This is a genomic window from Phenylobacterium sp. VNQ135, from assembly GCF_049445735.1.
In the GTDB taxonomy this organism is placed as follows: Bacteria; Pseudomonadota; Alphaproteobacteria; order Caulobacterales; family Caulobacteraceae; genus Phenylobacterium.
Genome location: NZ_JBMSDS010000003.1, coordinates 130580 through 154475, shown reverse-complemented (window position 1 = coordinate 154475; position 23896 = coordinate 130580). Strand labels below are relative to the sequence as shown.

The 23896-nt window shown below is 70.0% G+C and carries 15 protein-coding genes; 5 read left to right on the top strand and 10 right to left on the bottom strand.

Annotated features, from left to right (window positions below):
• The first annotated feature begins 16 nt into the window (after nucleotides 1-16).
• On the top strand, nucleotides 17-4858 hold the full coding sequence (locus ACO2Q0_RS11865) for a Calx-beta domain-containing protein (RefSeq protein WP_423351733.1): 4842 nt from the start codon (nucleotides 17-19) through the stop codon (nucleotides 4856-4858).
• A 3-nt stretch (nucleotides 4859-4861) separates the two neighbouring features.
• On the opposite strand, the gene ACO2Q0_RS11860 is transcribed toward ACO2Q0_RS11865, so the two are convergent.
• The 6 genes from ACO2Q0_RS11860 to ACO2Q0_RS11835 form a co-directional block, all read right to left on the bottom strand.
• A complete protein-coding gene (locus ACO2Q0_RS11860) occupies nucleotides 4862-5929 on the bottom strand; it encodes a sulfate/molybdate ABC transporter ATP-binding protein (protein WP_423351732.1) in 1068 nt (355 codons plus the stop codon).
• Nucleotides 5901-6731: a sulfate ABC transporter permease subunit CysW gene (cysW, locus tag ACO2Q0_RS11855; protein ID WP_423351731.1), complete on the bottom strand. Its 831-nt coding sequence runs from the start codon at nucleotides 6729-6731 to the stop codon at nucleotides 5901-5903. The genes ACO2Q0_RS11860 and cysW overlap by 29 nt, the downstream gene beginning before the upstream one ends.
• Nucleotides 6728-7606, bottom strand: a complete 879-nt coding sequence (cysT, locus tag ACO2Q0_RS11850) for a sulfate ABC transporter permease subunit CysT (RefSeq protein ID WP_423351730.1) — start codon at nucleotides 7604-7606, stop codon at nucleotides 6728-6730. The genes cysW and cysT overlap by 4 nt, the downstream gene beginning before the upstream one ends.
• Nucleotides 7607-7613: 7 nt before the next feature.
• Nucleotides 7614-8666, bottom strand: a complete 1053-nt coding sequence (locus ACO2Q0_RS11845; RefSeq protein WP_423351729.1) for a sulfate ABC transporter substrate-binding protein — start codon at nucleotides 8664-8666, stop codon at nucleotides 7614-7616.
• 29 nt (nucleotides 8667-8695) lie between these two features.
• Nucleotides 8696-10279, bottom strand: a complete 1584-nt coding sequence (locus tag ACO2Q0_RS11840) for a porin (protein WP_423351728.1) — start codon at nucleotides 10277-10279, stop codon at nucleotides 8696-8698.
• A 96-nt stretch (nucleotides 10280-10375) separates the two neighbouring features.
• Nucleotides 10376-11380 carry an NAD(P)H-dependent flavin oxidoreductase gene (locus ACO2Q0_RS11835; RefSeq protein ID WP_423351727.1) on the bottom strand — a complete coding sequence of 335 codons (1005 nt, stop codon included), beginning with the start codon at nucleotides 11378-11380 and terminating at the stop codon, nucleotides 10376-10378.
• A gap of 131 nt (nucleotides 11381-11511) precedes the next feature.
• Between ACO2Q0_RS11835 and ACO2Q0_RS11830 the strand changes: the two genes are divergently transcribed.
• Nucleotides 11512-12762: an acetyl-CoA C-acetyltransferase gene (locus ACO2Q0_RS11830; RefSeq protein ID WP_423351726.1), complete on the top strand. Its 1251-nt coding sequence runs from the start codon at nucleotides 11512-11514 to the stop codon at nucleotides 12760-12762.
• A 3-nt stretch (nucleotides 12763-12765) separates the two neighbouring features.
• On the opposite strand, the gene ACO2Q0_RS11825 is transcribed toward ACO2Q0_RS11830, so the two are convergent.
• Nucleotides 12766-14013: a mechanosensitive ion channel gene (locus ACO2Q0_RS11825; protein ID WP_423351725.1), complete on the bottom strand. Its 1248-nt coding sequence runs from the start codon at nucleotides 14011-14013 to the stop codon at nucleotides 12766-12768.
• A 104-nt stretch (nucleotides 14014-14117) separates the two neighbouring features.
• Here ACO2Q0_RS11825 and ACO2Q0_RS11820 point away from each other — a divergent pair, with 104 nt between their 5' ends.
• Both ACO2Q0_RS11820 and scpA read left to right on the top strand, forming a co-directional pair.
• Entirely contained in the window at nucleotides 14118-15536 is a 1419-nt protein-coding gene (locus ACO2Q0_RS11820) for a methylmalonyl-CoA mutase family protein (protein WP_423351724.1), read from the top strand.
• A 1-nt stretch (nucleotide 15537) separates the two neighbouring features.
• Entirely contained in the window at nucleotides 15538-17697 is a 2160-nt protein-coding gene (scpA, locus tag ACO2Q0_RS11815) for a methylmalonyl-CoA mutase (protein WP_423351723.1), read from the top strand.
• Here the strand turns inward: scpA and ACO2Q0_RS11810 are convergent, their stop codons facing one another.
• Together ACO2Q0_RS11810 and ACO2Q0_RS11805 are read right to left on the bottom strand one after the other, a co-directional pair.
• Nucleotides 17698-18774 (bottom strand): PepSY-associated TM helix domain-containing protein, encoded by a 1077-nt coding sequence (locus ACO2Q0_RS11810; protein WP_423351722.1) that lies wholly within the window; start codon nucleotides 18772-18774, stop codon nucleotides 17698-17700. It lies immediately after the preceding gene.
• Nucleotides 18774-20906, bottom strand: a complete 2133-nt coding sequence (locus ACO2Q0_RS11805) for a TonB-dependent receptor (protein WP_423351721.1) — start codon at nucleotides 20904-20906, stop codon at nucleotides 18774-18776. The genes ACO2Q0_RS11810 and ACO2Q0_RS11805 overlap by 1 nt, the downstream gene beginning before the upstream one ends.
• Before the next feature lie 173 nt (nucleotides 20907-21079).
• On the opposite strand from ACO2Q0_RS11805, the gene ACO2Q0_RS11800 reads away from it, so the two are divergent.
• Nucleotides 21080-21724 carry a superoxide dismutase gene (locus ACO2Q0_RS11800; protein ID WP_423351720.1) on the top strand — a complete coding sequence of 215 codons (645 nt, stop codon included), beginning with the start codon at nucleotides 21080-21082 and terminating at the stop codon, nucleotides 21722-21724.
• On the opposite strand, the gene ACO2Q0_RS11795 is transcribed toward ACO2Q0_RS11800, so the two are convergent.
• Nucleotides 21721-23817 (bottom strand): winged helix-turn-helix domain-containing protein, encoded by a 2097-nt coding sequence (locus ACO2Q0_RS11795; RefSeq protein WP_423351719.1) that lies wholly within the window; start codon nucleotides 23815-23817, stop codon nucleotides 21721-21723. The genes ACO2Q0_RS11800 and ACO2Q0_RS11795 overlap by 4 nt on opposite strands.
• Nucleotides 23818-23896: the final 79 nt, after the last annotated feature.

Sequence of the window (23896 nt, the reverse complement as noted above, 5' to 3'; positions counted from 1 at the left end):
CCTCGGAGTTCGGTGAATGGTCTATTACAACGCGCGCGGCCAGGCTATGCCGGAGTCCGCGACCGAAACCGGTCGGGTGGCCGGCACGTCGGCGGGCAACGAAACGATCGTGGCGCCGGCGGGCCACACGTCCCTCTCGGGCGAGGGCGGCGGCGACCTGCTGATCGGTTCGTCCGGCGACAACCGCCACTGGATCACCCACCCGAACGACCGCGTGCAGGAGCAGGCCGGCGGCGGCATCGACACCCAGATCGGCTGGACGTCGATCAAGCTCGCGCCGAACGTCGAGAACCTGCAGGTCAACAACCCCTTCAACTACGCGGTGGGCAACGACCTCGGGAACCTGATCATCGTCGACAACAACACCCACTGGCTCTACGGGGCCGGCGGCGACGACGTGCTGGTGGGCGCGACCACCGATAAGTGCACCTTCGTGGTCCGCGCCGGCGAAGGCTCGGACGTCATCTACAACTGGAACGGCAACAGCCAGCTTCAACTGTGGGGCTACGGCTTCAACACGGCCGCCGAGATCCGCGGCGCGATGAGCCAGCAGGGCGCCGACGTCGTCCTGAGCTTCAACAACGGCGAGACGCTCACCTTCCGCGACGAGACGCTGGCCAGCTTCCAGGACCGGCAGTTCCTCCTGCCGCTGGACCGCTCGCAGCTCGGCGCGGTCACCTTCCAGGACGAGTTCAACAGCCTGAACATCTACGATCCGTCGCTGCAGACGGGTCAGTGGCGCGCCGATTTCGGCGGCAACCTGAAGGACGAATGGGCCTACACCCTCACCTCCAACGGCGAGCGGCAGGTCTATACCAAGGCGGGCTGGTACGGTCAGGGTGAGGAGGACCTCGGCTACACCCCGCACACCGTCTCGGGCGGCATCCTGACCATCAAGGCCGAGCGCCTGCAGCAGGACCAGCGCGAGGCCGCCTGGGGCCGCGAGTATTCCTCGGGGATGCTCAACACCATGGGCATGTTCGAGCAGAAGTACGGCTACTTCGAGATGAGGGCCGAGCTGCCCACCGCGCTCGGCGCTTGGCCGGCCTTCTGGATGATGCCCACGCCTTATGTCGCCCAGACGGAAGCCGACATCATGGAGGGCCTCGCGGCCACGCCGAACGTCGACTACCGGCGCGCCTGGGGCGGCGACCAGAACCTCTACGACAACGCCTACAAGATCGATCCGTCCGGCTACCACACCTACGGCATGCTTTGGACGCCCTCGACGGTCACCTTCTACTACGACGGCGTGGCGGTGATGCAGGCGGCGACGCCCGCCAACTGGACGCACCCGATGGCTCTGATCGTCAACATGGCGGTCGGCGGCTGGGGCGGCGAACCCAACGAGACGATGTTCCCCGCCGAGATGAAGGTGGACTACGTCAAGGCTTACGCCCTGGCCTCTGGAGACACCGTCGTCGAGCGTGGCGAGCCCGAGCCGCCTGCGGCCACCCTGCGCGCCGATGGCGGCGCCACCAGCGGCCAAGCCAACGCGCCGGTCACCTTCGAAGGCAGCGGCCAAGCGGTGACCACCGCCAAGATCGCGGTGCATGACGCCAAGCCGTCGACCTTCCCGCAGGAGAAGACCTTCGTCATCTGGGAGGACGCGGGCGCGGTGTTCGGCGCCGTGGCCAGCGGCGGATCCGTGGGCCAGGCGACGCCCCTGATGGCCGGCGACAGCCGCGTCTTCACCGGCACGGGCACGTGGCTCACGGACGGCAAGGTGGCGCTGGCCTACATGCTGCCGGACGGGGCGGGCAAGGAAGCCTGGGTGATGATCTTCGACCCGTCGAAGAACACCTTCGTCAGGCATGAGCTGGGCGACGCCACCGGCGATATCGACATCATCGCCACCAGGAACGGCGGCTTCGTCGCGAGCTGGGATGCGCCCGACGGGACGGTGCGAGGCCGCGGCTTCGACGCCTTCGCCTACGACGGCGAGGGCTGGTTCGGGCCGACCCGGCAGCTCGCCGGGGACGTCACGGGCGTGACCGCGACGGGCGAGATCATCACCACCAACGCCTCGGGCCAGCAGCAGCTGTACGACATGATCAACCCGCCGCGCGGCGTGGACGCCATCGTGTCGATCGGCCCCATGGCTGGGGTCAGCCATGCGGAAGGCGTCTCCGGCGGCACGCTCTACACCTTCACGCTCACCCGCGACTGGGATCAGAGCGAAAAGGTCACCGTGGGCTGGCAGGTCCGCGGCCAGGGCGGCGCGCCGGCCGATGCGCTGGACTTCGTGGGCGGCGCCCTGCCCTCCGGCACCGTCACCTTCGAGATCAACCAGACCACGGCCTATGTGCAGATCTACGTGCAGGGCGACAGCTACCAGGAAGGCGACGAGGAATTCCTCGTCACGCTCGTCAATCCGGTGGGGGCGAAGCTCGGCCAGGCGACCGCGACGGGCTTCATCACCAACGACGACACCGGCGGCCAGCCGCCGCCTCAGGGCCAGACCCAGCTCTCGTTCGCGACGAGCGCCGTGACCCTGGCCGAGGGCGACTCCGGCAGCACCGCCTTCAGCTACACCGTCACGCGGACCGGCCCGACCACCGCCTCGTCCACCGTGAACTGGTCCGTCAGCGGCGCGGACGCGGCCGACTTCGCGGGCGGCGCACGTCCCTCCGGGACGCTGACCTTCGCGGCGGGTGAAACCTCCAAGGTCATCACCGTCAACGTGGCCGGCGACACCGCAGTGGAAGGAAACGAGACCTTCACGCTTACGCTCTCCGGGCCGTCAGGCGCGACGCTCGGTCAAGCGACGGCGACCGGCACGATCACCAACGACGACAGCGCGACCGAGCCTCCGCCCTCGGGCGGCGGTCAGGTGATCAACTCGCCAGGGCCCGGCTCGACGGTCACCGGGACCTCCGGCGCCGACACCATCAACGCCAGCCAGGGGTCGGACGTGATCACCGGCGGCGCCGGCGCCGACGTCTTCGCCTGGGCCAAGGAGCCCTGGTCGCCGGCCCGGATCACCGACTTCGCGCTCGGCACGGACAAGCTGGACTTCTCCAAGCTCTTCCAGGCCTCGGGCTACACGGGCTCCGATCCGGTCGCCGACGGCTACATCGTCTTCCTGGACGACGGCGCCGGCGGCACGAAGGTGCTGTTCGACCGGGATGGCGCGGCCACCGGCCAGCAGTGGCCCAACTATGTCCTGCAGCTGGAAAAGGTGCCCGTCTCCGGCCTCACCTGGACCAAGCTCACCACCGGCGGCGGAACCAGTGAACCGCCCCCGCCGACCAGCCCGCAACTGGCGTTCACCACCACGACCCTCAGCCTCGCCGAGGGCAACGCCGGCGCCACGGGCTTCAGCTACACCGTCGCCCGCACGGGGTCGACGGCCAACGCCTCGACGGTGAACTGGAGCCTTTCCGGCTCGGGGTCGAACCCGGCGACCGCGGCGGACTTCCAGGGCAATGTCCTGCCCTCCGGCACGCTGACCTTCGCCGCCGGCGAGACCAGCAAGACGATCGTCGTCAACGTGGCCGGCGACACCGCAGTGGAAGGAAACGAGACCTTCACGCTTACGCTCTCCGGGCCGTCAGGCGCGACGCTCGGTCAAGCCACGGCGACCGGCACGATCACCAACGACGACAGCGCGACCGAGCCTCCGCCCTCGGGCGGCGGTCAGGTGATCAACTCGCCAGGGCCCGGCTCGACGGTCACCGGGACCTCCGGCGCCGACACCATCAACGCCAGCCAGGGGTCGGACGTGATCACCGGCGGCGCCGGCGCCGACGTCTTCGCCTGGGCCAAGGAGCCCTGGTCGCCGGCCCGGATCACCGACTTTGCGCTCGGCACGGACAAGCTGGACTTCTCCAAGCTCTTCCAGGCTTCGGGCTACACCGGCTCCGATCCGGTCGCGGACCGCTACATCGTCTTCCTGGACGACGGCGCCGGCGGCACGAAGGTGCTGTTCGACCGGGATGGCGCGGCCACCGGCCAGCAGTGGCCCAACTATGTCCTGCAGCTGGAAAAGGTGCCTGTCTCCGGCCTCACCTGGACCAAGCTGACCACCGGCGGCGGCGGCGGAACCACCGAGCCGCCCCCGCCCTCCGGCGACCCGCAGGTCTCGCTCACGACCACATCGCTGAGCCTGGCAGAGGGGAACTCCGGCGCGACCGCTTTCAGCTACACGCTCAACCGCACCGGGCCGACCAGCGGCTCCTCCACGGTCTACTGGAGCATCTCGGGCTCGGGCTCCAACCCGGCGGACGGCTCCGACTTCGTGTCGGGTTCCCCGCTCTACGGCTCGGTGACCTTCGCCGCCGGCGAGACCAGCAAGACCATCGTCCTCCAGGTGGCGGGCGACACCACGGTCGAGTCGACGGAGACGTTCACGCTGACGCTCTCTGGGCCGTGGGGCGCGACATTGGGCCAGGCCACAGCGACCGGTACGATCACCAATGACGACGGCTCGACGCCCCCGCCCACCGGCGGCGGTGCGGGTCAGGTGATCAACTCGCCCGGCCCCGGCTCTACGCTTACCGGCACGTCGGGCAACGACACGCTGAACGCCAGCCAGGGTCCCGACATCCTGACGGGCGGCGGCGGCGCGGACCGGTTCGTGTTCGGCAAGGAGCCGTGGTCGCCGGCCCGGATCACCGACTTCGAGCACGGCGCCGACAAGATCGACCTGCGCGGCCTGCTCGATGCGGCGGGCTACACCGGGACCGATCCGTTCGGCGCCGGCTACCTGAAGCTGATCGACGACGGCGCCGGCGGCACGAAAGTGCTCTTCGACCGCGACGCCGCCGGGACAGCCCAGCAATGGCCGAACTACATCCTGCAGATCGAGAAGGTCTCGCCCAGCCAGCTCGGCTCGGGCGACTGGATCTTCCAGTAGCCGTCAGGCGGCGTACACCTGCGGCCGCAGCGGCTTGACGCGCACCGCAAGCCCGGGGGCGACCCCGGGCGGCAGCGTCGGGCCGTGCGCCTGCAGTTCCACGATCGATCCCTCGATCAGGCACTCGATCCGCACGTCGGGTCCGCGCGCGGCGACCGCCTTGACCTCGGCGGAGAGGCCGGTCCCGTCGGCGGGGGAAAAGGCCACCTCGTCCGGGCGGAAGAAGACCTCCACCTGGCCTTCCGGCGCACCGGGCGGCGCGGACGCTTCCCAGTCGGCGATGCGCAGCCGATCCTTGTCGACGACGCCGGGCATGCGGCAGGCGGCGCCCAGGAAGTCGAACACGAACGGATCCGCGGGGTGCTCGTACACCGCGTTGGGCGTGCCGAGCTGGACGAGCTGGCCGTCCTTCAGGATCGCCACGCGGTCGGCGAGGTCCAGCGCCTCCTCCTGGTCGTGGGTGACGAACACGGTCGTCACCCCGGTGCGCTCGTGCAGCTCGCGCAGCCAGCGGCGCAGTTCACGTCGTACCTGAGCGTCCAGCGCGCCGAACGGCTCGTCCAGCAGCAGCATCCGCGGCTCGATCGCCAGCGCCCGGGCCAGCGCCACGCGCTGTCGCTGCCCCCCGGAAAGCTGAGAGGGGTAGCGCTTGTCCAGGCCTTCGAGCTGGACCAGCGAGAGGAGGTCGCGCACCCGCTCGGCGATCTCGGCCTTGGACGGACGATCCGAACCTTTGCGGACCGACAGTCCGAAGGCGATGTTTTGGGCCACCGTCATGTGCCGAAACAGCGCGTAGTGCTGAAAGACCATCCCGACGCGGCGCTTCCGAACCGGCAGGGCCAGGAAGTCCTCGCCCGCGAACCGCACCTCGCCGGCGTCGGGCTTTTCGAGGCCGGCCAGCACGCGCAGCAGCGTGGTCTTGCCCGAGCCCGAGGGTCCGAGCAGGGCCAGGAACTCCTTGTCCTTCGCCTGCAGCGAAACGTCCTTCAGCGCCGCGAAGCGACCGAAGGCTTTCGATACGCCGCGGATGTCGAGCGCGAGGCTAGTGTCGTCGTCGGGCCGAAAGTTCACCGGAATGACGCCATTCGAGGACGGTCTTGAGGACCAGGGTGACGAGTCCGAGGCCGGCCAGGAGGCTGGCGGCTGCGAAAGCGCCGACGAATTCGTAGTCATTGTAGAGCACCTCGACATGCAGCGGCAAAGTGGTCGTGAGACCCCGCACGCTGCCGGAAACCACCGAGACCGCGCCGAACTCGCCCATGGCGCGCGCGTTGCAGAGCAGGACACCGTACAGCAGCGCCCACCGGATGTTGGGCAGGGTCACGCGCCAGAAGGTCGTCCATCCGCCGGCGCCGAGGGTCAGCGCCGCCGCCTCCTCGTCCGAGCCCTGGTCCTGCATCAGCGGGATGAGCTCGCGGGCGACGAACGGCAGCGTGACCAGCACCGTGGCCAGCACCAGGCCCGACGTGGCGAAGATGATCTTGATGTCGTGATCCAGCAGCCACTCGCCGAACCAGCCCTGGGCGCCGAACAGCAGCACCCAGACGAGGCCCGAGACCACCGGCGACATCGAGAACGGCAGGTCGATGAAGGTGACCAGCAGGCTCTTGCCCCAGAACTCGAACTTGGCGATCGCCCACGCCGCCGCCCCCCCGAACAGCGCGTTCAAGGGCACGGAAATCGCCGCGACCGTCAGCGTCAGCCGGATGGCCGCCCGCGCGTCGGGTTGCGACAGGGGTTCGAGATAGGCGTCCAGCCCCTTGGCGAAGGCCTGCTGGAACACGACGCCCAGCGGCAGCACGATCAGCACGCCCAGGACGGCGACCGTCAGGGCGAGGAACAGGGCGCCGACACCCGGCAGGCGGACGGTCATGCGCGCCCCCGCTTGGCCAGGAAGACCTGGACGGCGTTCACCGCCAGCAGCGCGCCGAACGAGATCACCAGCATGGCGAGGCCGACCGCCGCGGCGCCGGCGTAGTCGTATTGCTCCAGCTTGATGACGATGAGCAGCGGGGCGATCTCGGACTTCAGCGGCATGTTGCCGGCGATGAAGATCACGCTCCCGTACTCGCCGACCGCACGCGCGAACGCCAGGCTGAAGCCCGAGACCAGCGAAGGCGCGAGGCTCGGCAGCACCACTCTCCAGAACCGCTGCAGGTTGGTGGCGCCCAGGGTCTGGGCCGCCTCCTCCACCTCCACGTCGAGATCCTGCAGCACCGGCTGAACGGTCCGCACGACGAACGGCAGCCCGATGAAGAGCAGCGCGATATAGATGCCGAGGGGCGCGTAGGCCGTCTTGATGCCCAGCTTCGCGAATTGTTCGCCGAGGACGCCGGTCGGCGCATAGATGGCCGTCAGCGCGATGCCCGCCACGGCGGTCGGCAAGGCGAACGGCAGGTCGACGAAGGCGTCCAGCAGCCGCCTGCCCGGAAACTCGTAGCGGGTCAGCGTCCAGGCGACCAGCAGCCCAAGCGGCAGGTTGGTGAGCGCCGCCAGCGCCGCCGTGCCGAAGCTGAGCCGCAGGGCGGCGAGAACCCGCTCCTCGGTCAAGGTGGCCCAGACGCCCGACAGCCCAAGCTCCCAGGGCCGCAGGATCAGCGCCGTCAGTGGCAGCACCACCAGCAGGCCGAGGTAGGTCAGGGTCCAGCCCATGGCGAGGCCGAAGCCCGGCAGGATGCTGGGCTGCTTCCACCGCGTCCGAGGTCGCGCGCGGGCCTTGGGCGGCTCCGCCAGGGCTGCGATCGTCATGCGGGACCTAGCGCCTGTAGATCCGGTCGAAGAGCCCGCCGTCGGCGAAGTGCGCCGCCTGGGCCTTCTTCCAGCCGCCGAACTGGCCATCGATGGTGACGAGCTGCAGCGGCTTGAACTTGTTCGCGTACTTGGCGGCCGCCTGCGCGCTGCGTGGCCGGTAATGGTTCTTGCCGATCAGGTCCTGGGCCAGCGGGCTGTAGAGGAAGTTGAGGTAGCCCTCGGCCTGGATGCGGGTCTTCTTGCGGTCGACGTTCCGGTCCACCAGCGCCACGGTCGGCTCGGCCAGGATCGACAGGCTGGGATAGACGATGTCGAACTTGCCGGGGAACTCCGCCAGCGACAGGAAGGCCTCGTTCTCCCAGGCCAGCAGCACGTCGCCGATGCCCCGCTCCACGAAGGTCGTGGTGGCGCCGCGGGCGCCGGTGTCGAGCACCGGCACGTTCTTGTAGAGCTTCGCCAGGTAGGCCTCGGCGCTCTGCGGGGAGCCCCCCGGCTGCTTCAGCGCCCAGGCGTAGGCCGCCAGGTGGTTCCACCGCGCGCCGCCCGAGGTCTTCGGGTTGGGCGTGATGACCCCGACGCCCGGCTTCGCCAGGTCGCCCCAGTCGCGGATCTTCCAGGGATTGCCCTTCCGCACCAGGAACACGATGGTCGAGGTGTAGGGCGCCGAGTTGTTCGGCAGCCGGCTCTGCCAGTTGGCCGGCAGCAGCTTCGCCCGGGCGGCGATCTCGTCGATGTCGTAGGCGAGCGCAAGGGTGACCACGTCCGCCTGCAGGCCATCGATGACCGAGCGGGCCTGCTTGCCCGAGCCGCCGTGGCTCTGGTTGATCGTCAGCGTCTGGCCCGTGCGGCCCTTCCAGTAGCTGGCGAAGGCGGCGTTGATGTCCTTGTAGAGCTCGCGCGTCGGGTCGTAGCTGACGTTCAGCAGCGTGACCTGCCCGGCCTTGGACTGGGCCTGCGCCGCTCCGGGGAGGAGGAGCGGCGCAGTCCCAGCCGCCGCGAAGCCTGCGGCTCCCACCGTGAGCAGGCGGCGGCGATCGAATTGGATGTCGTCGGTCATGATCCGAGGTCCCGTCGAGGGGTTGCAGGTCAGAAGGCGTACTGGGTGCGGAAGGACCAGATGTTCAGGTCCTGGCCGATCTGGACGCCGGCGGGCGGCGTGAGCGCGCCGACGCCGAAGGCGGTCCCGCCGGGCGAAAGACGATCGACCTCCACGCGCTGATAGTCGGCGAGAAAACGAACGTTGTTATTCACGTACCAGTTCAGGCCGAGCGTGAGGATCTTCTGCTCGCCGCCCCGAATGGCCGCCGCCAGCGGAGCCGTGCCCGCCGCGCCTGCGTCGTGGTTCAGGTCGAGCACCGAGTAGCGGGCAGCGAGCTCCCACACGCCCCAGTTCCCGGAGCCCAGCTTGAACGGGTTCTCGACCTTGGGGCTGTCGAAGCCGCCGTTGGCGGCGTTGTAGCGGCGCGGCTCGCCGGTGATGGTCCAGGCGCCCTGCACGTACCAGCCGCTGAAGTCCGGATCGGCGAGTGCGCTGTTGCGGCGTTCCACGTCGATCCAGAAGTGCTCGCCCTGGATGCTGAAGGCCTTCCACTGGTAGCCGGCTTCGAGGCCCAGCGCGCGCAGACCGTCAGCGTCGATGGCGCCGGTGTCGACCAGCCGTGTCGCGTCGACCCGCAGCTCCGGCCGCTCGCGCAGGCGGACCTGTGTCGGCGAGCCGGCCGGCGCGATGTCCGCCGCGGAGGCCGCCGGATTGATGATGAAGTTCGCGTTGGCGCCGAGGTGCAGCACGCTGTCGAGCGTCTTGTGCGGGGTGTAGGTGGCCCGGACGATCGCGCCGAGCTGCTCGTCGAAGCTGGAGACGCCGATGGTGTTGCCGGTGACGTAGCCGCCGAACGACCAGCGCTCCCCGTTGGCGAGGACCGCCGCGCCGGTGCGGCCGTCGCCGCCGGCCAGGCCGCGCACCAGCTCGGCCGCCGCGGCCCGTTCCGGGAACAGCGAGGCGGTGTTGGAGGTGGCGTCCTCCAGGCCCGTGACCGGCGCGAAGGCGCCCACCCGGAAGCGCAGCGGCTGCAGCCCGGCGTACTCGACATAGGCGTTGGTGATCTTGCCGCCTTCCTCCACGCCCGAGCCGCCGAAATCGAACAGCAGGTTGTAGTTCCAGTCGGCAAAGGCCTTGCCCTCGACGCCGAACCGCACCCGGCGGAAGTTCGCGCCGTCGGCCAGGTCGCGCGCCCGCTCGGCCTCGGCGGCGTCGCCGACCGAGCCCCGCCGGAAGTCGGTGGCGGGCGGTCCGGGGCTGCGCTGGTCGTAGTGGGCGGCGTCCAGTTGGACGATGCCGCGCAGCGACGCCGTGAAGGCGCCGTCCGCCGTGGCGAACGTCGGGCGGCCATTGGCCAGGGAGACCGTGGTGGCGTTCACCTGGTCGCGGATCGACTGGTCCGACGCCGCGCCCTGCGCCTTCAGATCCAGGATCTGCTGCTCGAGCTCGTCGTTGCGCCGCTCCAGCGCGTCCAGGCGGCCGATCAGCGCCAGGAGCTGTTCCTGGCTGATGCCCGTGACCCCGCCATTCGCCGTGCTGACCGCCTGGGCCATCGCCGAAGGCGCCGCGCTGCAGAGGAGCGTCGCCAAGGCGGCGCCCAAGATGGTCTTGCGTCGTGCAGGCGCGGCCATGCCTCTCCCTCCGTGATCCCGGAGGTGAAGCTATTCCGCTAATTCCGATCAGTTAAGTGGGAATATGCTCCTAGGCCGCACAGTTTTTCTAAAGCGCTACTCCGCCGCCAGGAGGGCGCGCCCGGCGGTGAACGAAGTCTTCTCGGCCAGCTCCGCCTTGGCCTCTTCGTACTCCTGGGCAAGCCTCGCCACGAGGTCGGCGGCGGCCGGCACGTCCTTGATCGCCCCGATGCCCTGGCCGCAGCCCCAGATGTCGCGCCAGGCCTTGGACTTCTGATTGCCGCCAGAGCCGAAGCTCATCCGCGACGGATCGCTCTCCGGCAGGTTCTCCGGATCCATGCCGGCCGCCCGGATCGACGGCGCCAGGTAGTTGCCGTGCACGCCGGTGAAGAGGTTGGAGTAGACGATGTCGTCGGCGCCGGACGCCACGATCATGTCCTTGTAGGGCTGCTCGGCGTTGGCCTCCTTCGTGGCGATGAAGGCCGAGCCGATGTAGGCCAGGTCCGCGCCCATCGCCTGGGCGCCCAGGATGGCGCGGCCGTTGGCGATGGAGCCGGACAGCGCGATCGGGCCGTCGAACCACGCGCGGACCTCCTGCACCAGGGCGAACGGCGACAGCCGCCCGGCGTGGCCGCCGGCGCCGGCCGCCACCGTGATCAGGCCGTCGGCGCCCTTCTCCACCGCCTTGCGCGCGAAGCGGTCGTTGATCACGTCGTGGAGAACCACGCCGCCATAGGAATGCACCGCGGCGTTCACGTCCTCCCGGGCGCCCAGCGAGGTGATGACCACCGGCGCCTTCCACTTGGTCGAGACCTCGAGGTCGTGTTCGAGCCGATCGTTCGTCTTGTGGACGATGTGGTTCACCGCGAAGGGCGCTGACGGTCTGTCGGGATTGTCGCGATCCCAGGCCGCGAGTTCCTCGGTGATGCGGTGCAGCCACTCGTCCAGCAACGAGGCGGGCCGGGCGTTCAGCGCGGGAAACGAGCCCACGATGCCGGCCTTGCATTGGGCGATCACCAGGTCCGGACCCGAGATGATGAACAACGGGCTGCCGATCACCGGCAGGCGGAGACGGTCACGCAGGACAGGCGGCAGGGCCATGGTTCAAACCTCGAACGTTCGTTTGGATTTACAGCGTATGCACACACGCCGCGGGCGACAAGGCGCATTTCCTCTGGACTGCCGCAGCGTACAGCAGGGATGTTTGGCGGCTTTCGGAGGGAGGACAAGACATGCCCGAGGCCCTGATCATCGACGCCTGCCGCACGCCGCGCGGCATCGGCAAGGTCGGCAAGGGAGCGCTTGCCGAGCACCATCCGCAACATCTCGCCGCCGCGGTTCTGAAGGCGCTCGCCGAGCGCAACCACCTCAAGACCGAGGAAGTCGACGACATCATCTGGGGCACCTCGTCCCAGCGCGGCAAGCAGGGCGGCGACCTTGGCCGCATGGCCGCTCTCGACGCCGGCTACGACACCCGCGCCAGCGGCGTGACCCTGGACCGCTTCTGCGGCTCGGGCATCACCGCCGTGAACCTGGCCGCAGCGCAGATCATGTCCGGCATGGAGGACCTGGTCATCGCCGGCGGCACCGAGATGATGAGCTACACGACGGCCACGGCGTCGATGCAGGGCCCCGACGGCGGCCCCGCGCTCATGGACAGCGGCAACACGCGCCTGCGGGCGAGACATCCCCAGTCGCACCAGGGCGTCTGCGCCGACGCCATCGCGACGCTGGAAGGCATCAGCCGCGAGGCGCTCGACGAACTGGCCTACGTCAGCCAGCAGCGCGCGGCCAAGGCGATCCAGGAGGGCCGCTTCGACCGCGCCCTCGTGCCGGTCTACCGCGAAGACGGCACGGTGGCCCTCGACCGCGAGGAGTTCCCGCGCCCGCAGACGACGCGTGAAGGCCTGGCCTCTCTGAAGCCGTCGTTCGAGGCGATGGCCAACGTGCCGCTCGACGACAAGGGCACCACCCTCGCCGGCCTGATCAACCAGGTCTATCCGGACCTGAAGATCCAGCACTTCCACCACGCCGGGAATTCCTCCGGCGTCGTGGATGGCGCCGCAGCGGTGCTGCTGGCCTCGCCGGAGTACGCCGCGAAGAACGGCCTGAAAGCCCGCGCCCGCGTGGTCGCCATGGCCAATGTCGGCGACAGCCCGACGCTGATGCTGAACGCCCCGGTCCCGGCGGCGAAGAAGGTGCTTCAGAAGGCCGGCCTGACTCCCGACGACATCGACCTGTGGGAGATCAACGAGGCCTTCTCGGTCGTCGCCGAGAAGTTCATCCGCGACCTCAACCTCGACCGCGAGAAGGTCAATGTGAACGGTGGCGCCATGGCGCTGGGCCATCCGATCGGCGCCACCGGCTCCATCCTGATCGGGACGATCGTCGACGAGCTGGAGCGCCGCGACCTCAAGCGCGGCCTCGTCACCATGTGCGCCGCCGGCGGCATGGCCCCGGCGATCATCGTCGAGCGGGTCTAGACCCTAGAGGCTGGAGGGCGGCGGCTTCGGACCGCCGCCCTTCGTCCACTTCTCCAGCATCTTCGCCGCCGCCTCGCGGCCGCCGATGCCGAAGGCCAGCGCCGCGGCGACCGCGGCCGAGCCGAGGATCAGGCCGAAGGCCAGGATCACGATCTCGTCGGCGATGCCCATGAAGCGCAGGCCCATGGCGGTGGCCAGCGCGATCGTGGCCCACTTCACGATGTCGGACGCGAAGCCGTCGGCGCCGTTGGTCGAGCGGTCGATCAGGCTCGACAGGAAGTTCGCGATCATCACGCCGATGGCGATGATCACCCCGCCGAACAGAACGTGGCCCGCCAGTTCCAGGATCTCGGTCAGCATCACGGCGATGGCGGCGAAGGCGAGCAGGCGCGCAGCCTCCACCGCCGAGAACAGCATGATCGCCACCAGCGTCAGGCGCGCGACCACCTTCGAAGGCGTGACGCGCGGCGTCGCCAGCGGGGCGGCCTCGGCGCCCTCTTCCGCGACCGGCTCGAACTGGCCGACGCCCAGCGCCTGAAGGCTGCGGTCGAAGCCCAGCGACGGCAGGAGCTGCTCCAGGAGGCTCGACACCCAGCGGCCGATGACGAAGGCCACGGCCAGCACGATGGCCGCCGCGACGATGCGCGGCAGGGCGTCCAGCACGGTGGCGAGCACCGACACCGCCGGATCCGAGATGGCGCTGACGCCGAGCTGTTGCAGGGCGGCGATGGTCACCGGGATGATGATCAGCACGAAGACGAGCGTCCCCACCGTACGCGAGAGGCCGGAGGCGCCGGTCACCCGCGAAAGGCCCGCCCGCTCCAGCCAGGCGTCCATGCGCGCCGCCGCAAGGCCCGCCTCGACCACGCGCCGCGCCAGGGTGGCGACGATGAAGCCGACGAAGAAGATCACCACCGCCCCGATCAGGTTCGGGACGAAGGCCGCCACCTCCAGCAACAGCCCGTTCAGCGGGGCCACGATGCTGGTCAGCTCCAGAATGGTCAGCGCCGCGATGAGGCCGATCAGCAGCACCAGCCAGTAGGCGAGCTGGCCCAGCTGAAAGCCCACGGTCTCCTTTGGCTCGACGCCCTCGTTATGCTGCTTGGCCCCCGGCAGGCGGTCGATCAGCTTCGCCAGGCCCCATTGCGTGGCCTTCGCCAGGAAATGGGCGACGATCAGGATGACGACGGCGATGGCGAGGCGCGGGCCCCAGTCCATCAGGATGTCCTGGGCGCGGTAGTCGACGGGCATGGGCTCCTCCCGAGGCTAGGCCTCGGAATTTGCGCCGAGTCGCGGGGGTTTTGATCACGCTGGGTGAACTTGACGCGCGCGCGTGGGCCGGCCCATCTGCGCCCATGTCGGACGCAAGCCTCCTGGACCCCGGATTCACCCCTGCGGGCGAGGACGCCTGGCGCGCGCTCGTCGCCAAGACGCTCGGCGAGAAGCCCTTCGAAAGCCTGGTGAAATCCACGGCCGAAGGGTTGGCGATCCAGCCGCTGTACGCCCAAGCCGCGAAGACCGCAGCCTTCCCCCCGCGCCCCTTCGATGCCGAACGGCCTTGGGACGTGCGGGTCCTTTCGGCCCATCCCGATCCGGCGCGCGCCAACGCCGAACTGCTCGCCGACCTGGCGGGCGGCGCGGCCTCCGTCACCGTGAAGATCGATCCCACGGGCGCGAACGGCGTGGCCATCGGCTCGGCCGACGACCTCGCCCGCGCGCTGAACGAGATCATCGTCGAGCTGGCGCCGGTGGGCCTCGACGCCGGCTTCCTCGGCCCCAAGGCTGCCGACTGGCTGCACGCCGTGGCCAAGTCGTCGCCGGGCGCGAAGCTGAACTTCAACCTCGACCCGCTCAGCGCCTTCGCCGAGGCCGGCGACAGCCCGGGGCCGATCGAGAGCCACCTGGTCAGCGCCGCCACCGTCGCCGCGCGGCTCGCCCAGCCCTATCCGAACGCCCAGCTCTTCCTGGCCTCGGGCCGGGTGGTCCACGAGGCCGGCGGCGGCGACGCCCTGGAGATCGCCTTCGCCGCGGCCGCGGCGATCGCCTACGCCAAGGCCATGGTGCGGGCCGGGATGCCCATGGACGAAGCCTTCGGCCGCATCACCCTCGGCCTCTCCGCCGACGCCGACTACTTCCTCGTGATCGCCAAGCTGCGTGCGGCTCGCGCGGTCTGGGCGCGCATCGCGCAGGCCTGCGGCGCGAACCCGCTGGCGCGGATCGAGGCCCGCGCCTCGCGCCGGATGCTGGCCGCCAAGGACGCCTTCACGAACATGATCCGCCTCACCGCCGCCGGGTTCGGCGCGGCCGTGGGCGGCGCCGACGCCGTCCAGCTCGGCGCCTTCACCGATGCGCTGGGCCTGCCGACAGCCTTCGCCCGCCGCCAGAGCCGCAACACCCAGCTCGTGCTGATGGAAGAAGCCTTCGTCGGCCGCGTCGCCGACCCGGCCGCCGGCTCGGGCTACATCGAGAGCCTCACCGACGAGATCGCCCGCGCCGCGTGGGCGAAGTTCCAGGCCATCGAAGCGGCCGGCGGCATCATCGCCGCCCTCGAGAAGGGCGACATCGCCCGCGAGGTCGAGGCCGCCAACGCCGCCCGGGGCGAGCTGAAGATCGTGGGCGTCACCGCCTTCCCGCCCGCCCAGGATGCGCCGGTCGAAGTGGAGCGTGCGGCCGCCCGCGCCGTCGAGGCGCCCTCGCCGCGTCTGCCAGGCCCGGACGGGCGGTGTCCGCCGCTCAAGCCCATGCGGCTGTCCGAAAAGTACGAGGCGGCTTGAGATGACCGGCTTCCCCGATTTCGCCGCCCTGCCCTTCGACGCCGAGCCCGCCGCGGCCGGCCTGCCGACCGGCGCCGCCTGGGATACGCCCGAAGGCATCCCCGTGAAGCCGGCCTATGGCGCCGCCGATTCTCAGCGTTTCGCCGCGCTCGGCGGCTATCCCGGCCTGGCGCCCTTCGTCCGCGGTCCGTATCCCACGATGTACGCGACGAACCCGTGGACCATCCGCCAGTACGCGGGCTTCTCCACGGCCGAGGATTCCAACGCCTTCTACCGCCGCAACCTGGCGGCCGGTCAGATGGGCCTCTCCATCGCCTTCGACCTCGCCACCCACCGCGGCTACGACTCGGACCACCCGCGCGTGCTCGGCGATGTCGGCATGGCCGGCGTGGCGATCGATTCCATCCTCGACATGCGCACGCTGTTCGACGGCATCCCGCTCGACAAGATGAGCGTGTCGATGACCATGAACGGCGCGGTGCTGCCGATCCTGGCGCTGTACGTGGTGGCGGCCGAGGAACAGGGCGTGCCGCATGACAAGCTGACCGGCACGATCCAGAACGACATCCTGAAGGAGTTCCTGGTCCGGAACACCTACATCTACCCGCCCGGTCCCTCGATGCGGATCATCGCGGACATCTTCGCTTACACGTCGAAGGAGATGCCGCGGTTCAACTCGATCTCGATCAGCGGCTACCACATCCAGGAAGCCGGAGCGACGCTGGACCTGGAGCTGGCCTACACCCTCGCCGACGGCATCGAGTACGTCCGCGCCGGCGTGGCCGCGGGCATGACGGTCGACCAGTTCGCCCCGCGCCTGTCGTTCTTCTGGAACGCCGGCATGAACGTCTTCATGGAGATCGCCAAGCAGCGGGCCGCCCGCCTGCTCTGGGCCAAGCTCATGAAGCAGGAGTTCGATCCGAAGGACTCGCGCTCGCTCTCGCTGCGCGCCCACACCCAGACCTCCGGCTGGTCGCTGGCCGCCCAGGACGTGTTCAACAACGTCGCCCGCACCGCCATCGAGGCCATGGCCGCGACCGGCGGCCAGACCCAGAGCCTGCACACCAACTCGCTGGACGAGGCCCTGGCGCTGCCCACCGACTTCTCGGCGCGGATCGCGCGCAACACCCAGCTGTTCATCCAGCTCGAGAGCGGCCAGACGCGCGTCGTCGATCCCTGGGGCGGCAGCCACTACGTCGAGGCCCTGACGGCGGCCCTGGCCGAACGGGCGCTCGCCCACATCGCCGAGGTGGAGGCCCTGGGCGGCATGGCCAAGGCCATCGAGGACGGCCTGCCCAAGCGCCGCATCGAGGAAGCCTCGGCCCGTACCCAGGCGCGCATCGACAGCGGCCACCAGACCGTCGTCGGCGTGAACCGCTACAAGCCCGAGGTCGCCGATGAGATCCCGGTGCTGAAGGTCGACAACACCGCCGTCCGCAACGCCCAGATCGCCAAGCTGAACCGGCTCAAGGCCGAGCGCGATCCGGACGCCGTGGCCGCCGCCCTCGACGCCCTGACGGCGGGCGCGGCCGGAAACGGCAACCTGCTGGAGCTGTCGGTGAACGCCGCCCGCGCCAAGGCCACCGTCGGCGAGATCTCGTATGCGCTGGAGAAGGTGTTCGGCCGCCACAAGGCCCACGCCGACGCGGTGAAGGGCGTCTATCTGCGGGAGTCCGGCGAGACTCCGGCCGGCCAGCGCGCCAAGGCCATGACCGAGGCCTTCCGCCAGGCCGACGGCCGCAAGCCGCGCGTGCTCGTCGCCAAGATGGGCCAGGACGGCCACGACCGGGGCCAGAAGGTGATCGCCTCGGGCTTCGCTGACCTCGGCTTCGATGTCGATATCGGCGACCTCTTCCAGACGCCCGCCGAGACCGCCGCCCAGGCCGTGCGCGACAACGTGCATGCGGTGGGCGCGAGCTCGCTGGCGGCGGGCCACCTGACCCTCGTGCCCGAGCTGAAGTCGGAACTCGCCAAGCTGGGCCGGCCCGACATCGTGGTCTTCGTGGGCGGCGTCATTCCTCCCGAGGATTTCAAGGCGCTGGAGGAGATGGGCGTGGCGGCGATCTTCCCGCCCGGCACCGTCGTGCCGGAAGCCGCTATCGAGGTCCTGGATCGGCTGAACGAGCAGCTCGGCTACGCCCAGGAGCAGGCGGCGCAGTAGCTATTCGGCCGGCTGCGCCGCGATCCGCGTCCGCGCGGGCCTGCGGCGCGTCTGTTTCAGCAGGAACGACCAGAGGCCGAAGCCGCCCAGCCCCGCCAGCGCCAGGCCGCCGAGGAACACCACGGCCTCGTAGGCGAGCCCGCCCACCTTGGCTGCGTGCAGCGGATAGAAGGCGTTGTAGGCCCGCACGCCGCCGCCCAGCTTCATCGCGTCGACCACGCCCAGCACGCGCTCGTCCGAGGGATCGATCCAGACCACCGTGCGGCCGTTGGGGTGCCACTCGCCCGGCTGCTTCATGCGGATGCTCGCCGGCGCCCCAGGCTTCGTCGGAGCGGCGGCCATGCGCAGGGTCGCGTCCGGAAACGCCGCCTGGGCAGCTGAGAGCGCGCGCATCCAGTTGACCTCGCCCTCCTCGGCCTTGGGCGGCTTCGGCGCCTTCGGCCCGGGGACGGCGGCGATCATCAGCTTCTGCGTCGTCTCGCTGAAGACGATGGCGCCGCCCGTGAGGCACAGCACCAGGACCGGGACCGCCGTGATCATGCCGAGGTTCCGGTGCGAGCCCACAAGATCGGCGCGCCGCGTCATCGTCCTGGGCCAGACGCGAGCGCCGAAGGTGCGCCACGTCGGCGCCCAGACGATCACGCCGGTCAAGACGAGCACGGCGCCCGCCAGGCCCGCCGCGCCGCCCACTTTCATGCCGGTCTCGCCGGCCAGCAGATAGTGGTGCAGCTCGAACAGCCAGCCGTCCGCCGTCCGCGTCGGCTCGAACCGCCGGATGAGCCGCCCGTCGACCGCCGCGTAGCCCTGGTCCTTGTCCTTGAAATAGACGCGGTGCACCCCGAGGTCCGGGCGGCCGAAGACCACGTTCCGCACCTCGCCGGGCGCCTGCATTTCCAACGCCTGCACCGCCGCGCCCAGCGCCTGCGGCGAGGCCACCGCCGAGGCGCGGGCTTCCGGGGTGGTCAGCTTGACCCAGGGGTCGCGCAGCACAAGCAGGCTGCCGCTCAGGCCCAGCACGACGAGCAGCAGCGCGAGGATCGCGCCGGCCCAGGCGTGCAGGGTCCGAAGGAAACCCATCAGAAGCTCTTCGCCACCGTCAGGCTGATGGTGCGGCCGCGGCCCGCCCAGTACCGCGCATTGTCGGTCGGGTTCTGGGTGTCGCTGAAGTAGGTGATGTACTGTTCGTCGAGCAGGTTCTGGACGCCCAGGCTGACGTCGGCGACATCGAAACGCCAGGTCCCGACGGCGTCCACCAGCGTGTAGCCCTCGAAGCTGTTCGCGGCCGGCTCGCCGTCGAACTCGCGGCCTTCGTACTTCTGGGCCTGGATGCGCAACGATGCCGGGCCCCAGGTCGCCTCGGCGTAGGCCGTGAACCGGTCGGGCGAGATGTTCGCGCCGTTCAGGTCGCGGTCGAGCACGCCGTCGCCGTTGCCGTCGGTGCGGCCGTCCAGCCTGGAGTAGGCGCCGCCCAGCGTGAGCCAGTCGGTCGCCTGCACCCGCAGCGTGGCCTCGAGGCCGTCGATCTTGGTCTTCTGCCGCTGCACGTCGAAGGTCCCGCCCGAGTTCAGCACAAGCAGTGCGCCACGGTCGGACTTGGATTCGAAATAGGCCAGCGACGCACGCCACCGGTCGCGGTTCACCTCGACGCCGAGCTCGACGTTGTCGGAGACCACCGGCTCGACGTCGAGGTAGGTGTCGATGTCCCGGCCCGGCGTGTTGACGGCCCGCAGCACCCGACCGACGTCGGGCATGGTGAAGCCCTGCGCGTAGGAGGCGTAGGCCGTGACGCCGTCGATCAGCGTCACCGTCCCGCCGACGTTGTACAGCGTCTCTTCGAAGCTGGGCGAGCCGCCCGCCACGGCCACGCCGCCGCCCGCCGCATAGACGGTCACGTAGTCATCGACCTTCAGCGTCGCGTTCTCCTGGCGCACGCCGGCCGACAGGTGCACCCGGCCCTCGAACAGCGCCTGGCGGAGCTGCAGGAACGGCGCGAGGCTCTCGTAGGTCGTCTCCGGCACCCAGTTGCGGCCGGTGAGGATCAGCGCCTGGTAGGTCTTGTCCCGGATGCCGTCGAGGCCGACCAGGAACCTGAAGCCCGGCAGGGCCTCGATCCCCCGCTCGTAGTCGAGCTTGAAGCCCAGCTTCTCGGAATTGTTCTCGGACTGGTCGAACAGCGTGCCGACGGGCGCGATCCGCGGATCCTGGAAGGTGCCCTCGCGGCCGCCGCCGAAGGTGCCCTGGTAATCGTGGGTATAGGCCTGGGCCTGGAACGCGCCGCCCAGCAGCTCGCGGTCGCGATAGGCCAGCGCGATCGAACTCACCTTGTTGCGCGGCGGCTCGCCCAGCTGGGCCCCGCGCCAGCCGCTGGTCGGCAGGCCCGTGGCGCGGTTGCCGTTCACCACGATGTAGTCGCCGTCGCCTTCCAGCTCGAAGTGGTTGGCCATCACCTCGATGCGGCGGGTATCGCTGAGGTCGAAGCCCGCCTTGCCGAACAGCGACCAGCTGTCGGAGTCCTGGATATCGCCCTGGGTGCTGTCGGGGCCGATCCGCAGGCCGTGGGCGTCGTAGAACGCGCCGCGCGTCTCGTAGGCCGCGCCCGCCGTAAAGTCCCACCGCCCGAAGTCGCGGCCGGCCAGGCCCGCCACCTTGTAGCCGAAGCTGTCGCCCTCGCCCTCGTCGTCGAAGGTCGTCTGGCCCATGATCTTCCCGGCCCAGCCCTCGCCTTCCTTAGGCGTCGGCGCGGTGACGTAGTTGATGACCCCGCCGGTCGCCCCGATACCCTGGATCGCGTTGGAGCCGAACACCACCTCGACGCGGTCGATGAAGAATGGATCAATGGTGAAGCCGTCGCGGCTGTCGTCGCGCAGCGGCGTCGACTGCGGGATGCCGTCCACCAGATAGAGCGGCGAGCGGCCGCGAAGCGTCTCGCCGGCGCCCGACAGCTTCTGGCGCGTGGGCGAGAACGACGGCGCCAGGGCGGCCACGGCTTCCACCGCGCTCTGCGACAGGGCCTGCTGGGTGACGAGTTCCTGATCGCCGATGACCTGAACGGTCGCGGGCGTCGCTGATCGCGGCTGCTCGACGCGCAGCGCGGTGATGACCACTTCCTCCACGTTCGTGGGCGCGGGAGCCTCCTCGGCGCGGGCCGCGCCCGCCACCAGGGCCGAAAGCGCGACGCCGGCCAGCCACGCGCGTTGGTTCGTCCGCACCCCAAACTCCGTCCTGCAAATGGTTCGCAGGTTCATAGAGGGGCGCAGTTGCAAGTCAATCGCAAAACCTTGAGCGCGGAACGGTCGGACCCCAGTTGTGTTGCGCAGTCGACAGGGGCGTCCGCCCCTCGGCTTCGCCACACCTCCCCCAGTAACTTCCAGGGAACATCGCCATGTACGTTCTGCCCGAGCTTCCGTACGCGCACGACGCGCTCGAACCCATCGTTTCGGCGGAGACCCTGCGAACCCACCACGGCAAGCACCACAAGGCCTATGTCGACAAGACCAACGAGCTGGCGCCGAAGGCCGGCGTGGCCGGTCGGCCGATGGAAGAGGTGGTGCGCGAGGCCCGCCGCCTGGGCGACCAGAAGCTGTTCAACAACGCGGGCCAGGCCTGGAACCATGCCTTCTTCTGGCAGTGCATGACCCCCGACTTCCGCCCGCCGTCAGGCGAGCTGGCCCAGGCGATCGACCAGGCTTTCGGCGGCCTCGACAAGCTGAAGGAGGCGTTTGTCGCCGAGGGCGTGAACCACTTCGCCTCGGGATGGGCCTGGCTGGTGGCCGGCGCCGACGGACTGAAGGTGACCTCGTACCACGACGGCGACACGCCTATCGTCCACGAGGACGGCACGCCGCTTCTCGTCTGCGACGTGTGGGAGCACGCCTACTACCTGGACTACAAGAACGACCGGAAGGGCTTCCTCGAGCGCTGGTTCGATGAGGCCGTCAACTGGGCCTTCGTCGAGGCGCAGTACGCCGCCGCCAAGGGTCAGGGCCAGGGCTACCGCTATCGTGCGCCGGTGAACGAGCCCGCCTAGCGGGCGGCGCTCAGGTCGAAGAGGCCAAGGTCGACCTGCTCATCGAGGCTGCGCGAGACCAGCACCTGGCCGTCAGGCCCGGCGCCGATCTCGCCGGTCAGGGTGGGAACCTCGGCGATGCGGCGGGCCGGCCCGCTCCAGGGATGGAGCCAGATCGACGCCGGCGCGTCGCCTTGGTGGGCGCGCTTCACGAAGACGCCGTCGCGGCCCACCGTCCAGGTGTCGTGGTCTCCGACCGGCGCCTGCGGACCGCCGCCGTAGAGCGGACCGACCGTGTTGCCGTTCACCGGCTGGCCGAACAGCCGCCCGTCCCGCGTCATCCGCAGCGCCCAGAAGCCCTCGCGGTCGGTCGGCGTGGGGCCGGCGCCCGAGGCGGGATCGAGCTGCATCACCCGATAGCGCGGCCCAGTGCGCTCAAGGTAACGGATACGGCCATCCGGAGCCCAGACCGGATCCAGCTTGTCGCGCCCATCGTCTGTGATGGCGCGCAGACGCGAGCCGTCGCGCCCGATGGTGTAGAGCTCGGCCCGGCGGCCCTTCACGCCCACGAACACCAGGCTCTGCTCGTCGGGCGACCAGTGCGGGGAATGGACGTAGGAGCCGCCCATGCTGGTCAGGCGCACCGACTGCCCGTCGGGCCGAGTCACCCACAGGTCCGAGCCGCCGCTGCGGCCCGAGGCGTAGGCGACCGTCCCGTCGGCGGCGCCCTCGGGATCCCAGTCGCCGCCGATGGCGTCCGTGACCGGGCGGATGGTCCCGTCTGAGGAGACCGCGGCGATGTTGGTGCGGCTCCGCGGCGCCTCGACCGCCAGGCGATTCCGTCGGTCGATCGACATGCGGCTGAAGGTGAGCTGGCCCACCCCCAGTCCGATGCGCTTCGGCGGCTCGCGGCGGGCGGTGTCGATGGTCCACAGCCCGAACTCGCCGCCCCGGTTCGAGGAATAGAAGATGTGCCGGCTGTCGGCCGACCAGACGTAGCCCGCGGCCTTCCAGCCGTCGGTGGTCAGCGCCCGCTCCCGCCCGGTCTTCAGGTCCTTGAGATAGAGGTCGTCGGCCCCGTGCAGCAGGCTGCGGCGGAAGGCGATGTAGCGGCCGTTCGGCGACACGCTGGGGTCGGAGTCGCCCAAGGTCTCCACCGGCGGCGCGGTCAGATCGCGCACGGCGCCGCTCGTCAGGTCGACCGAGCGTATCCGGTAGAGCAGGCTGGGCTTGGGCTTGTCGCCGATGGCCAGGGTGTCGCCGTCCAGCCATCCGACGCGGGTGTAGGTGGAGGACTCGCAGCGGGCGGCGACGCGCTCAGGTCCGATCGGCACGGGGACGACGACGAGGGCGCATGCGCCGTCCGGATAGCTGCGCACGAACACGATCCGGTCGCCGCTTGGCGACCACGCGGCGCTATGGTCGTCGGCGGGATCGGTGGTGATCCGCACCGGCGTGCCCTGATCGACGCCGCGGATGTAGAGGTCGCGCCCCACGGTGGACGCCAGCCGCTGGGCATAGACGAGCTGTTGCCCGTTCGGCGAGATCGCCGGGTGCGTCTCCATGCCGGGTTCGGCGGTGAGCGGATGATAGGCTGCGGTGGTCCACGCCACCGGCCTTGGCATGAGCGCCAGCGCGGCGATCGCGGCGGCGAGCGCGACGATCGCAGCTGCGCCGCCTGCCAGCATCCAGGGCCGGCGAGCACTCGGGGCGGCGGCGGCCGCCTCGACGGCCGGCGCGCGCGCTGGATCGGCGCTCAGCCGCCGCGCCTCGGCGCAGGCCTGCAGCCGATAGCCGACGGTCGCGATCGTATCGACCCGGATCAGGGGATTGTCGGAAAGCGCCTTGCGAAGCTGCGCCACGCAGCGGTTCAGCGCGCCTTCGGTGACGATGCGGCCGTCCCAGCAGAGGTCGATGAGTTCGTCTCGGCTGACGGGATGGCCGCGCGCGCGATGCAGCGCCACCAGCACCTTCATCACCCGCGGCTCCAGCGTGGTGACGCGGCCTTCGGTCTCAACCTCCAGAGCCGCCGGACGTACGAGCGTGCCGGCCAGCCCAAAGGGCAGCTCGCGGGCCAAGGTCAGCTTCGGCCACAGCGCGACATGCTCGTTCATCGCGAAACCATCACGAATAAATCACGCCCACAGCCGCGCCGCCCCGGCCGCAACATCCGACAAACCACCCGGTCTGAAC